The following is a 13,496-nucleotide window of genomic DNA, read 5'->3' on the forward strand; positions in this document are numbered from 1 at the left end:
GAGACGCCGCACCTGCGGCGGAGCTGGACGACGCCGCGCACAATTGGCTGGTCAGATTACTGCCCCAGCTTCTCCGCCACGAAATCGTCCACTTTGGCCAGCGCGTCGTCCAGCTTCAGCACGTCGGAGCCGCCGCCCATGGCGCTGTCCGGCTTGCCGCCGCCCTTGCCGCCGCAGCAGCAGCACACCTGCTTGATCAGGTCGCCGGCCTTGACGCCCTTGCTCACGGCCTCCTTGCCGCACACGGCCAGGAAGGTGATCTTGCCGTCGTTGACGGTGGAGAGCACCGCCACCACGTTGGGCTGCTTGTCCCGGAGCATGTCGCCCATCTGGCGCAGCTTGGCCGCGTCGGCGTTGGGCAGGGTGGCGGTGAGCACCTTCAGGTCGCCCACGGCGTGGCCGCCCATGAGGAACCGGTCGGTCTCGCCGGCGGCCTCCTTGGCCTTGAACTTCTCCACCATGTGGCGCAGCTCACGCAGCTCGGCGATGGTCTGCTCGGCCTTCTCCCGCAGCTCGCTGGGCTTGGTCTTGAGGACCGCGGCGGCCTCGAACAGCTTCTCCTGGTTCTGGTTCATGATCTTCAGGGACTGGGCGCCGGTGGTGGCCTCGATGCGGCGCACGCCGGAGGCCACGGAGAACTCGCTCTCAATGTGGAACACGCCCACCTTGGCGGTGTTGTCCAGGTGGGTGCCGCCGCAGAACTCCACGGAGTAGCCCTCGCCCATGTCCACCACGCGGACGGTGTCGCCGTACTTCTCGCCGAAGAGGGCGATGGCGCCCTTCTTCTTGGCCTCCTCGATGGGCAGTACGTCGGTGTGGACGTTGTAGCCCTCCAGCACGGCCTCATTGACCAGGGCGGACACCTTGCCCAGCTCCTCGGCGGTCATGGCGGAGAAGTGGGTGAAGTCAAAGCGGAGCCGGTCCTCCTCCACCAGGGAGCCGGCCTGCTGCACGTGGTCGCCCAGCACGGTGCGCAGGGCCTTGTCCAGCAGGTGGGTGGCGGTGTGGGCCCGCATGACGGCCTTGCGCCGCTTCACGTCAATGGAGGCGGACACGGTGTCGCCCAGCTTGATGACGCCGCCGGACAGCTTGCCGTAGTGCATATACTTGCCGCCCTTGTTCTTCTGCACGTCGGTGACGGTAAAGACAGCGGAGCCGGCGGTGATGACGCCGTGGTCGGCCACCTGGCCGCCCATCTCAGCGTAGAAGGGGGTCTTGTCCAGCACCACGATGGCCTCCACGCCGGGCATGACCTCCTCGGCCTGCTCATTCTCCACCACCAGGGCCACCACCTTGGCGTCGTCGATGGCGGTGTGATCGTAGCCCACGAACTGGGTCTCGGGCACGTCCTTGCCGAACTCCACGCCGGCCCAGCCCAGGTCGCCCAGGGCCTCGCGGGCCTTGCGGGCACGGACCTTCTGCTCCTCCATGAGGGCCTTGAAGCCCTCCTGGTCCACGGTCATGCCCTGCTCCTGGACCATCTCAATGGTCAGGTCGATGGGGAAGCCGTAGGTGTCGTACAGCTTGAAGGCGTCGGCGCCGGAGAACACGGTCTCGCCCTTGGCCTTGTGGCCGGAGAGCAGGTCGTTGAAGATCTTCATGCCGCCGTCGATGGTGCGGGCGAAGTTCTCCTCCTCGGTACGGATGACCTTGGTGATATAGTCCTGGCGCTCCCGCAGCTCGGGGTAGTGGCCCTCGTTCTCGTGGATGACGGTGTCGCACACCTCATAGAGGAAGGGGTCGTTGACGCCCAGCAGCTTGCCGTGGCGGGCGGCCCGGCGGAGCAGGCGGCGCAGCACGTAGCCACGGCCCTCGTTGGAGGGCAGCACGCCGTCGCAGATCATGAAGGTGGCGGAGCGGATGTGGTCGGTGATGACGCGCAGGGACACGTCCTTGGCCTGGCTCTCGCCGTAGTGGGCGTGGGTGATCTCGGAGACTTTGTTGGTGATGTTCATGACGGTGTCCACGTCGAAGAGGGACGCCACGTCCTGGCACACGCAGGCCAGACGCTCCAGGCCCATGCCGGTGTCGATGTTCTTCTGCTTGAGCTCGGTATAGTGGCCCTCGCCGTCGTTGTTGAACTGGGAGAACACGATGTTCCAGACCTCGATATACCGGTCGCAGTCGCAGCCCACGGTGCAGCCGGGCTTGCCACAGCCCCACTGGGGACCGCGGTCATAGTAGATCTCGGAGCAGGGGCCGCAGGGGCCGGAGCCGTGCTCCCAGAAGTTGTCCTCCTTGCCGAACTTGAAGATCCGGTCGGCGGGGATGCCGATCTCCTCATTCCAGATGCGGAAGGCCTCATCGTCGGCGGGGGTGGTCTCGTTGCCGGCGAACACGGAGGGATAGAGCCGCTGGGGGTCCAGGCCCACCCACTCGGGGCTGGTCAGGAATTCCCAGGCCCAGTGAATGGCCTCCTTTTTGAAGTAGTCGCCGAAGGAGAAGTTGCCCAGCATCTCGAAGTAGGTGCCGTGGCGGGCGGTGTGGCCGATGTTCTCAATGTCGCCGGTACGGATGCACTTCTGGCAGGTGGTCACACGGTGGCGGGGGGGCTCCTGCTCGCCGGTGAAGAAGGGCTTCATGGGCGCCATGCCGGAGTTGATGAGCAGCAGGCTGGCATCGTTCTGGGGGATGAGGGAGAAGCTGGGCAGGCGCAGATGGCCCTTTGTCTCAAAGAACTTCAGGAACATCTCGCGCAGCTCGTTAAGGCCGTAAGCCTTGGGGTTTTTCATGGGAATCTACCTCCACATTTGAATTGCTGATTATTTTCAATTCTGATTTTTTCAATTCTGCGGCGGTGGGGCCGCCGAGCCATCTATCTGTGTCAACTCGATCAGACCGGCGCAGTCGGAATGGCGGGTAAAGGTGAGCCATGGAAACTGCTCTTTCAACCGGTCCACCACGAAATAGATCTCGTCGTCGTCCCAGTCGGTTCCGGCCTTCTCCCTGCACCGCTCCAGTTCCTCCTGTGTGGCAAAGGCCACATCGCCGATATAGATACTCCCGCCCGGGTTGAGCAGGGGGAGCAGTTCTCTCAGGAAATTGGCTTTCTGGCCGTCGGTCAGATGGTGTAGGGAGTAGGTGGCAACGATCGCGTCGTATTTCTGTGCTGACAGCGCGTCAACCAGGCCCTTGCTCAGATCGCCCTGATACAGTTCCGCCTCCGGCATCTTTTCCCGTGCCTGAGCAATCATGTGCGGGGAAAAGTCCTGTCCCCAGATTCGGCAGCCCCGGCCATAAAGCCGCGTAGTCAGTGTCCCTGTACCGTACCCCAGGTCCAGCACTCTGGGGGCCTCGTCACCCCGACGGGAGAGGATGCGGTTGTAAATATCGTTCAGTATCTCCCGATATCCAGCAAAGGGATATCGGTCGGATTCGTCGGACAGTCCCACATCCCTGTCATAGTCGTCCGCCCACAGATCAAATCCCTGGCTGTCAAGCATTCATACACCCCCTGTTCGGTCATAAAAAAAGCCCCGCCCCACGTCAGGGGCGGAGCAAATTCACTCCACGGTACCACCCTGATCTGCCCCAAAACGGAGCATCTCATGTCATCCGGTAACGGGGATGAGGCGTCCCGCTCGTCGCGGGCGGCTGGTGAAGTGGCGCGCGGGTCCGTGTCGCGGAGGGCTCTCACCGTCCCCTCTCGCTCGTCGCGGCGTGGCCCGCTTGGCTTCGTCATGGCTTTTAGCTTAGATATTGTATCACAAACTGTCCGTTTGTCAACACCCCCGCCGCCCTCTTCCGCCGCTTTTCGCCCCGGTTTTCCAGGATTTTTTCCTCCTGCCCGGAGAAATTATCCACAAAAAGGCGGACGCAGTGGATAACCATCGCGTCCGCCTGTGGGATCATATAGAAATCACTCCGCGCCGCCGTCTGTCTCCGCAGGGCTGTCGGTCGTCTCAGCCGCAGACTCCGTCTCGCCGGAGGTATCCTCCGCCGTCTCAGACTCGGCCGCTCCCGCCTGGGCGGCGGCGTCGGCCTCCGCCTGGGTCTGGGCGGTCAGCAGCCCCAGCAGGCTGTCCGGCGTGGCGGCGTACATCAGGTTCACCTGCTGGGAGCCCTCCAGCTGGGCGTAGTAGTAGCCGTTCTCGTCAGTGCCGCCCAGCAGCAGGGTGACGCTCCCGCCCTCATAGGTTATGGTGATCCTGGCGGCGGTGTCGTCCAGGCCGCAGGCGGTCAGGGTGTCCTCGCTGGGCTTCCAGTAGGCGCAGGAGGTGAAGGACAGCCCGGCCAGGGCGTCCACGCCGTCCTCCAGATTGCTGTCCTCACTGTACAGCGCTTCCCCGTCCCGGCTCCAGACATAGGAGGTGGTCTCGTTGCCCTCCTCATCGGTATCGGTGACGGTCTCCTTGGTAAACAGGGTGGTGACGCCGCCGGAGGTGATCTCCACCGACTCCACGCTGGACTCGGTGACCGTGGGGATGGTGTCCAGATCGATCATCTCCATCAGGCCGTACTCGGTCTGGTTCATCAGCGCGGCGGCGATGGTGTACACCTGGGTGTCTCCGGCGGGACGGGCGTAGTAGTTGCCGTCCACCTCGCTGCCCACGGTGAGCTCCACGCTCTCCCCGTCAGCGGTGGCGGCGGTGAGGGTCAGGTCGGGGGCGTCCAGCCCGTAGGAGGAATCCTCCTCCGGGTCCGGGATGACCTTCACGGCCGCCAGCTGGGAGAGGGTGGTCTCCACGGCGGTCAGGTAGCTCTGGTCCAGGGGGAAGTCGGCGTCGGAGGCGTCGTGCCACTGGCCGTCCTCATCCTTCTCAAAGGACAGGGTCTCCCCCGACCGCTGCCAGGTGAGGGCGGTGATGTCCTCCAGCTGGGCCAGATAGGTGCTGTCGTCCACCTCCCGGTCCTCGGCGGTGTCGTTCCACCAGCGCAGGCCCAGATAGGCCGCCATGCACACCACCAGCACGCCCACCAGCACATACATCAGCTTGGTCGCCTTGTTCATTACAGTTTCCTCCTGCGCAGCCAGTACACCAGGCCCACGATCAGGGTGATCACCGGGATGACGGCGATGAAGAGCAGGCTCCAGCTGCCGGCGTTCTGGATGGTATTATAGGTGGTCTCCAGCCTCTTGGGCTCAATGGAGATGTTGTCGATGTCCTCAAAGCCGTCGGTGACTGCGTTCATGAACACGTCCAGGTTGACGCCGTTGGGGATGGTGTTCAGGATGCTCTCGTCCACCAGGGAGGCCGAGGAGATGACGGTGAGCCGCCCGGCGGCGTTCCCGTCCCCGTCGGTCTTCTCGCTCACCGCGCCCAGGAGATAGGTACCCTGGGTCTGGGTGCCGTCCTCTGTGACGGCCACGCCGGAGGAGGAGGTCTCCAGGAAGGGGGTGACGGTCACGTTGTCGGGCAGGGTCTCCAGCTCGGTCATGCCCCGGACGTTGAGCATCAGGGTCAGGTCGTCGTCAGAGAAACCGCTGGTGATGGAGCTGGAGGAGGAGAGCACCGGCGCGATGGCGTAGGCGCTGCCCAGCTGGGGATAGTACCGGGCGGTGTCGGCCACGTAGCCGTCGGCCAGGGTCAGGCCGTACTCCGCCATGAGGGCCTCCCAGTTGGGCAATTTTTCCTCGGTCTGGGCCAGGACAAACATCACCTGTCCGCCGCCGTCCAGATAGGTCTCGATCATGGACAGCTCGTCGTCGGTCAGGTCCTTAGAGGCGCCGTAACTGATGAGCAGGCTGCAGTCCTCGGGCACGGCGCCGGTGAGGAGCAGGCTGGTGCTGTCCAGGGTCAGGTTGGCCTTCTCGATGGCGTCGGTGACCTGGGTGGACAGGGCGGTCTCGCCGTGGTTCTCCATGGTGTAGATCACCGTGTCGTTGTCGCCGGTCACATAGTCCACGGCGGAGGTCAGCTGGCCCTCGGCATCAAACTCGGTCTCATATTTCTGGCCGTACATATAAGTAGTACATCTGGTCATAGACGATGATGTCGTCAAAGGAGATGGCCTTGGCCTTGCCCGTCTCCTCGCAGCGGACCACCAGGGAGTTGACCGCCGCGTTGTAGCTCTCGGCGGCGGAGGGGTGGGCCACCGGGTCCACCTCCGTGACGGTGATGCGGCCGGAGAGGGCGGCGTAGTTGTCCAGGAACTTGGAGATGCGCTCATCCACGCTGCTCTCCTCGGCCAGGACCACGATCTCCACGTCCTTGTCCAGCCCAGCCAGGAACTCCTTGGAGGTGTCACTGACGGTGTAGAGCTGTTTGTCCGACAGGTCGAACTCCAGCAGATGGGTGGGCAGCTGGCCCACGATCAGGTTGATGAAAATCACGATGGCCACCACGATGGCGGTGGTAGCCGCCAGGTAACCGCCCTGGCGGAGCTTGTGATGGTTCTTCTTCAAAGCGGTCACCCCCTCAGTTCCAGCGGCGCTTCTGGAGCGCCTGCACGGTCAGAAAGACAAAGAGCCCGGCCAATGTCAGGTAGAGCACCACGCCCCGCACGTCGAACACATTATAATAGGCGAAGTTGTTCAGCACGGAGCTGAAGGAGAACAGCCCCAGCACATTGGACAGGGCGTCGGGCAGGAACTGCATCAGGCTGTCCCACAGGTACAGGGTCAGCAGGGCGGCGAAGGTGCCCACGGCGGCGATGATCTGGCTCTCGGTGAGGGAGGAGATGAACATGCCCACCGCCACGAACACGCACCCCATCAGGAAAAAGGCGAAGATGGAGGCGTAGTCCGACAGGAGCTGGGACGTGCCGTTGGCGGCGATGATGAGGGGGCAGATGCAGGAGAGGGCCATGGGGATGGCCAGGATGGTCACCATGGCCAGGTACTTGCCCATCACCACCCCGGTCACGGACACCGGCGCGGTGAGCAGCAGCTGGTCGGTGCGGCTGCGCCGCTCCTCGGCCATGGAGCGCATGGTGAGCACGGGCACCGCCACCAGCAGCACCACCATCACGTTGAGCAGGGTGGTGGCAAAGCCGGGGGCGCCGTAGTACAGGTTGTTGGCCATAAAGTAGATGCCGATGAAGAACACCACCACGGCGATAAAGAGATAGCCCGTCATGCTGGTGAAATAGGAGCGCAGCTCCCGTTTGTACACAGCCTTCATTCCGCCTCATCCTCCTCTTTTTCCCCGCGGGCTGCGGACGGCTCCGCAGGGACGCCGTCGTCGGCGGTGAGCTTGAGGAACACATCCTCCAGGGTCATACCGGCGCTGCGCAGCCCCAGCAGGGCCACGCCCTCCGCCGCACAGGCCTGGAAGATCTTCTCCCGCAGGTCTCCCTTGCGGCTCTCCACCCGGAAGGTGCTCTCCCCTTCCGCCGCGCCGGGCCGATAGGACACCGCCCCCGCTCCGGACACGCCCCGCAGCAGGTTCCTGCCCGCGGCCTCGTCCGCCTTCAGGGTGACCTCCAGGGCAGTGGTGCCGGCCAGCTGGCGCTCCAGCTCCTCCGGTGTGCCCGAGGCCACCATCTTCCCATGGTGGATGATGAGGATCCGGTCGCACACCGCCTGGACCTCGGCCAGAATGTGGGAGCTGAGGATCACGGTGTGCTCCCTGGCCAGGTCCCGGATCAGGGTCCGGATCTCAATGATCTGCTTGGGGTCCAGGCCCACGGTGGGCTCATCCAGGATCACGATCTCCGGGTTGCCCAGCAGAGCCTGGGCGATGCCCACCCGCTGCTTGTAGCCCTTGGACAGGTTGCGGATGAGGCGGCCCGCCACATCGGTGAGCATGGTGCGCTCCATGACCCGCTTTACCTCGCCGCTCCGGCCTCTGGCGGGGACTTTTTTCAGCTCGGCGGCAAAGAGCAGGTACTCGGTCACCGTCATATCCACATACAGGGGCGGCTGCTCGGGCAGATAGCCGATGTGACGCCGGGCCTTTTCCGGCTCATCGGTCATGCTGTGCCCGTCCACCAGCACCTCGCCCTCGGTGGGGCCCAGATAGCCGGTCATGATATTCATGGTGGTGGACTTACCCGCGCCGTTGGGACCCAGGAACCCGTACACCTGCCCCTGTTCCACGGTGAAGCTGAGGTGGTCCACCGCCGTGTGACGGCCGTAGCGCTTCACCAGGTCGCGTACTTCTATCATGCCATATCCTCCTTTGCTCTGCCGTCCCGGACAGGGACGGTACTCATGCAGAGCAGAGCATATCAGCCCAAGCTGAAACCAGACTGAAATACCCATGAACTTTTTGTTAAGACTTGCTCCACGCCTCCTCGCAACCTTTTTGACACCTTTCCAGTTCATGGATTTTACAGCTATACCAAACGGAAACACGGTTTTTATTGCAATAGTAATAAAATAGTAATAAATATCGTTTTTTCCTCTTGACCTTGTAACCTTCTCCTGCTATAATCTGTAGCAGCTTTCCAGATGACGGAATTTCAGAGAAACACCATGCTTTCCGGTATATCCCGCATATCCCGCCAATATCTACATTTTTAAAAAGGAGTTGTCTACACTTGAAGAAGAAACTCGCAACTTCCCTTCTGGCCGGCACCCTGGTGCTGGCTCAGGCCGCTCCCGCCTTTGCCGCCGGCGATACCGCGGGCCACTGGGCCCAGGATGCCCTGAACACCTGGCAGAACTACGGCGTTATCAAGGGCGACCAGAACGGCAACCTCATGCCCGACAGCGGCATCACCCGCGGTGAGATGGCCGTGATGCTGGACCGGGTCATGGCCTACCAGCTCAAGGCTCAGAACACCTTCACCGACCTGGATCAGAGCTGGTACACCGACGCCATCCTGGGCGCCAACGCCGCCGGCATCATCATGGGCATGGGCGACGGCACTGTCCAGCCCGGCGCGTCCATCACCCGGCAGGAGACTGCCGTCATGTTCGCCCGCGTGCTGAACCTGGACACCCAGTCCGCCCCCGACGCCGGCTTCCAGGACCAGGCCTCCATCCCCGACTGGGCCGTGGGCGCCGTCAACGCCATGGCCGCCGCCGGCTACATGCAGGGCAGCAACGGCCTGTTCCGCCCCGCCGACACCATCACCCGGGCTGAGGTCGTCACCATTCTGGACAATATCTTCAACGCCAACTACAACGCCTCCGGTGAGTACACCGGCGATGTGGACGGCTCCGCCGTCATCAGCGCCGACGCCGTGACCCTGAAGGACATGCACATCACCGGCGACCTGATCGTGGCCGAGGGCGTGGGCCAGGGCCACGTGGAGCTGAACAACGTCACCGTGGACGGCCGCCTGCTGGTCCGTGGCGGCGGCGCCAACTCCATCGTCATCAAGGGCGACTCCAAGATCGGCCAGATCATTGTCTCCCGCCAGGAGGGCAAGGTCCGCGTGGCCGTGGAGGACGACGCCCAAGTATCCGTGGTGATCGTGGACCAGGGCACCGACTCCGTGAAGCTGGAGGGCGACCTGGGTACGGTCAGCGTGGAGGGCGCCGGCGCCGCCGTGGAGATCTCCGGCCAGGTGGACACCGTCAGCATCACCGAGACCGCCGTGGACGCCACCGTCACCGTGAACAAGGACGCCGCCGTCAGCACCGTGACCACCGCCGCCGAGAACGCCACCCTGACCGTGGCCGGCAAGGTGGAGTCCGTGACCGTGGACGAGAGCGCCGACGGCACCGCCATCAAGACCGAGAGCGGCGCCAAGATCGACTCCGTCATCACCTCCGGCTCCAACACCACCGTGGAGGGCGCCGGTACCGTCAGCAATGTGGAGGCCCAGAACGGCGCCACCGGCACCACCGTCACCACCACCGGCACCAAGGTGGAGAACAACAGCGCCGAGTCCGTCACCACCGGCAACGGCTCCGTGGAGGCCGGCGACACCGCCGTCACCACCAAGCCCTCCACCGGCGGTTCTACGGGCGGCTCTACCGGCGGCGGCTCCACCGGCGGCACTGTGGACTACGCCGCTCAGGCCAAGGAGGCCCTGAAGAACGCCGTCCAGAACGCCTATCAGTACAAGTATGAGGACGGCTATACTTACGCCGACGTCTACTCCGTGAAGCTGGACGGCGACGCCGCCGTCATCAGCGGCATCTTCTCCATGACCCAGTTCGGCGACGGCACCGTGGCCATGAACGACGCTGCCCGCTGCCTGGGCGCCCTGTACCGCCGGGATAACGGCGCCTCCGTCACCGGCATCGTCTACAACGGCACCGCCTACACCTGGAACGCCCAGGGCACCCTCAAGGGCTCCAACTGGCAGGACAGCGAGGGCAACACCTTGGTCTCCGCCATTGTGAGCGACTTCCAGAGCAAGGGCGCCGTCGGCGCGCTGACCATCAAGGGCAATTACGACACCTCCGTCACCCTGACCCTGGCCCTGGAGGTCACCGCCAACACCGAGGCCGAGCTGAAGGCCATGCTGGCCAGCGGTATGAGCACCATCAAGCTGGGCGCCTCCTTTGAGGCCTCCGGCAAGATCACCGTCTCCCGCCCCGTCACCATTGACGGCAACGGCATGACCATCACCGCCGCCGAGGGCTGGACCGGCTCCACCAACAGCGACAAGCACCTGCTGGGCATCGAGTCCGACGACGTCACCGTCAAGAACCTGACTCTGAACAGCAGCAGCAAGGCCTACGGCCTGCAGGCCTACTGCGCGGCGGACGTGACCCTGGAGAACGTCACCCTTCAGGGCAGCGTTGGCGCCGGTCTGACCGTCAACAGCTCCTCCGTCACCGCCACCGGCCTGCACACCTCCGGCAACGCCTGGGGCGGCGTGAACATCGACATGAACGTGCCGGATCACGCCACCGTGCTCACCTTTGACGCCACCTCCACCTTCGGCGAGACCGCCGGGGTCTACAGCGACAACGGCGGCGTCACCGTCAACGCCCCCGAGGGCTACGCCTGTGTCCAGAACGGCGGCAAGTACTACTGGAGTCAGCTCTTTGCCGGCGGCTACGGCACCGCTGAGGCCCCCTACCAGGTCGCCACTGCCGCTCAGCTGAGCAAGCTGGTCAGCGGCAGCGACAGTCAGCACCTGGTCTACTACGTTCTGAACAACGACCTGGACCTGAAGGACAGCGTGGACTCCGGCGTGGAGCTGGTGCAGAACATCGTGTTCGACGGCGGCAGCCACAAGATCTCCTCCTCCAGCGCCGGCACCGCCCTGTACGGCGTGTTCCGCACCGTCCGCGGCACCACTGAGATCCGGAATCTGACCTATGATCTCACCAATCTGGACAGCAAGCCCTGGTCCGCCGACCTGGTGCCCCTGATCTACAACGCCGAGGGCACCTCCGCTGACATCAAGATCACCAATGTGCGCATCGAGGGCTCCCACAGCATCGACAGCAACAACGCTCCCTTTGTGATGAACGAGGCCCTGGTCAACTCTACCCTCACCCTGACCGGCTGTGAGATGGCCGCCTCCCTGTCCGGCGACGGCTACAACGCCTGCTTCATCGGCTGGCAGCTGCCCAAGTACGGCGCCGAGACCTGCAACACCAAGATCGTGCTGGACGGCTGCACCGTCTCCGGCGAGCTGAGCTGCCCCCGCGCCTCCATCGTGACCGCCAACGGCTCCAACGCCGCTGCCCGCACCTATGAGTACAAGGGCGACAACACCCTCACCGGCACGGTGCGGGGCACCCTGGTGGCCAAGTACTTCACCGCTGTGTCCGAGACCGACAAGACCGCGTTTGAGGACGCCGCCAAGGCCGGCTTCACCGTCACCGGCGGCCAGCTCTACGTGGACGTGAAGGACGACAACCTGGCCATCTCCATCGAGGAGGATACCGGCAAGCTGGTGGTGACTCCCTCTCAGGACGAGAAGGTGGCCAGCTATGAGGTGCGCATCGGCCTGTACACCCACTTCTACACCGCCCAGGGCGCGGAGGGCGGCACCTGGAAGTTCTTCGCCAGCCAGACCGTGGACGCCGCCGACCTGGACAGCCTTGCCCTCTACAACTACCAGTTCGTGGACGCCGCCTATGACGGCCTGGGCGAGCTGACCAAGGACGCCGCCGGCAACGACATCGCCCAGCTGGACGGCAAGACCTGCTATGTGGTCAAGGATTACACCTATCCCGGCGATCCCGACCTGACCGGCTATGTGGGCTCCCCCACTGAGCCCGGCCTGCGCAGCGCCACCATCATCCAGGTCACCGCTTACGACGCCAACGGCGATATTCTCTACACCAGCTCCCTCAAGGGCTGATGCCCAGACAAAAAGCAAGAGGCCGGACCCCTGTGGGGTCCGGCCTCTTTATCTTTGCGCTGTTGTATTCTTACTCCTCCACCGTCACCAGGTTGATGAGCACCTCCACCATCTTCTCCAGGCTCTCCACGGGGATATACTCGTGGACGCCGTGGAAGTTGACGCCGCCGGTGGACAGGTTGGGACAGGGCAGGCCCATATAGCTCAGCCGGGCGCCGTCGGTGCCGCCCCGGATGGGCACCACCTGGGGCGTGACCCCCGCCTTCTCCATGGCCGCCCGGGCCCGGAGGATGAGGTACATATGGGGCTCGATCTGCTCCTTCATGTTGTAATAGGAGTCCTTCAGATAGAGCTCCACGGTACCCTCGCCGTACTTGCCGTTGAGATAGGCGGCCACACGGCCCAGGTACTGCTTCCGCTCCTCGAACTTCTCCCGGTCATGGTCCCGGATGATGAAGTGGAGCTCGGACTCGGTCTCGTCGCCCTTCATGGCGTGGAGGTGGTAGAAGCCCTCGTAGCCCTCGGTGTGGGCCGGGGTCTCGGCGGGCGGCATCATGTTCATGAACTCGATGGCCATCAGCAGGGCATTCTTCATCTTGTTCTTGGCCGAGCCGGGGTGGATGTTCACGCCGTGGATATAGACCCCGGCGTTGGCGGCGTTGAAGTTCTCATACTCGATCTCGCCCAGCTCGCCGCCGTCCACGGTGTAGGCCACGGCGGCGCCGAAGCCCTCCACGTCGAAGTGGTCGGCCCCATGGCCCACCTCCTCGTCGGGGGTGATGCCCACGGCGATGCGGCCGTGCCGCACCTCAGGGTGGGCCGCCAGGTACTCCACAGCGGTAAAGATCTCCGCCACGCCCGCCTTGTCGTCGGCGCCCAGCAGGGTGGTGCCGTCGGTGACGATCAGGTTCTGTCCCCTGTAGCGGGCCAGGCTCTCAAACTCCGCCTCCCGCATGACGATGCCCTTCTCCTCGTTGAGGACCAGGTCGCCCCCCTCATAGGCCACGATCCGGGGCTTCACGCCGGCGCCGGAGGCGTCGGGCGAGGTGTCCATGTGGGCGATGAGGCCCACGCAGGGCACACCCTCACAGCCGGGGCTGGCGGGCAGCCAGGCGTACACATAGCCGTAATCGTCCATATGGGCGTTCTGGAGCCCCATCTGGGACAGCTCGGCGGCCAGGGCCGCGCCCAGAATTTTCTGTTTCTCCGTGGAGGGTACGGTGGTACTGTTCTCATCAGACTGGGTATCATAGGCTACGTAGCGGAGAAACCGTTCTGCTGCACTCATGTTTCAGGCTTCCTTTCTGCATCCAGGTGCCCCGTCCGGACAGAGCGCCGGGGTTGTATATTGACGAACGTTCCCGTTCAGGATAGACTGGTATCAGGACCAC

Annotated in this window: 9 protein-coding genes; 1 reads left to right on the plus strand and 8 read right to left on the minus strand. The window is 63.9% G+C overall.

What is annotated here, in order from left to right; translation table 11 throughout:
• Positions 1 to 56 precede the first annotated feature (56 nt).
• The 7 genes from alaS to Q0K23_RS01530 all read right to left on the minus strand — a co-directional run bounded on the left by alaS (position 57) and on the right by Q0K23_RS01530 (position 8,050).
• Positions 57 to 2,732: an alanine--tRNA ligase gene (alaS, locus tag Q0K23_RS01500; RefSeq protein ID WP_294517001.1), complete on the minus strand. Its 2,676-nt coding sequence runs from the start codon at positions 2,730 to 2,732 to the stop codon at positions 57 to 59.
• A gap of 51 nt (positions 2,733 to 2,783) precedes the next feature.
• Complete coding sequence (locus tag Q0K23_RS01505) at positions 2,784 to 3,443, minus strand: class I SAM-dependent methyltransferase (RefSeq protein WP_294517003.1); 660 nt, start codon at positions 3,441 to 3,443, stop codon at positions 2,784 to 2,786.
• Between the two features lie 416 nt (positions 3,444 to 3,859).
• Positions 3,860 to 4,951: a DUF4340 domain-containing protein gene (locus tag Q0K23_RS01510; protein ID WP_294517005.1), complete on the minus strand. Its 1,092-nt coding sequence runs from the start codon at positions 4,949 to 4,951 to the stop codon at positions 3,860 to 3,862.
• Positions 4,951 to 5,904 (minus strand): Gldg family protein, encoded by a 954-nt coding sequence (locus tag Q0K23_RS01515; protein ID WP_294517007.1) that lies wholly within the window; start codon positions 5,902 to 5,904, stop codon positions 4,951 to 4,953. The genes Q0K23_RS01510 and Q0K23_RS01515 overlap by 1 nt, the downstream gene beginning before the upstream one ends.
• Positions 5,885 to 6,346: a Gldg family protein gene (locus tag Q0K23_RS01520; protein ID WP_294517009.1), complete on the minus strand. Its 462-nt coding sequence runs from the start codon at positions 6,344 to 6,346 to the stop codon at positions 5,885 to 5,887. The genes Q0K23_RS01515 and Q0K23_RS01520 overlap by 20 nt, the downstream gene beginning before the upstream one ends.
• 13 nt (positions 6,347 to 6,359) lie before the next feature.
• Positions 6,360 to 7,064, minus strand: a complete 705-nt coding sequence (locus Q0K23_RS01525) for an ABC transporter permease (protein ID WP_294517011.1) — start codon at positions 7,062 to 7,064, stop codon at positions 6,360 to 6,362.
• Positions 7,061 to 8,050, minus strand: a complete 990-nt coding sequence (locus Q0K23_RS01530; RefSeq protein WP_294517013.1) for an ABC transporter ATP-binding protein — start codon at positions 8,048 to 8,050, stop codon at positions 7,061 to 7,063. Before Q0K23_RS01530 ends, Q0K23_RS01525 begins: the two co-directional genes overlap by 4 nt.
• A 374-nt stretch (positions 8,051 to 8,424) precedes the next feature.
• Here Q0K23_RS01530 and Q0K23_RS01535 point away from each other — a divergent pair, with 374 nt between their 5' ends.
• Entirely contained in the window at positions 8,425 to 12,105 is a 3,681-nt protein-coding gene (locus tag Q0K23_RS01535) for an S-layer homology domain-containing protein (protein ID WP_294517015.1), read from the plus strand.
• A 70-nt stretch (positions 12,106 to 12,175) separates the two neighbouring features.
• Here Q0K23_RS01535 and pepT read toward each other — a convergent pair whose 3' ends face one another.
• On the minus strand, positions 12,176 to 13,393 hold the full coding sequence (pepT, locus tag Q0K23_RS01540) for a peptidase T (RefSeq protein WP_294517018.1): 1,218 nt from the start codon (positions 13,391 to 13,393) through the stop codon (positions 12,176 to 12,178).
• Positions 13,394 to 13,496: the final 103 nt, after the last annotated feature.

The organism is uncultured Pseudoflavonifractor sp., from assembly GCF_944387275.1.
GTDB classification, from domain to species: domain Bacteria; phylum Bacillota; class Clostridia; order Oscillospirales; family Oscillospiraceae; genus Pseudoflavonifractor; species Pseudoflavonifractor intestinihominis.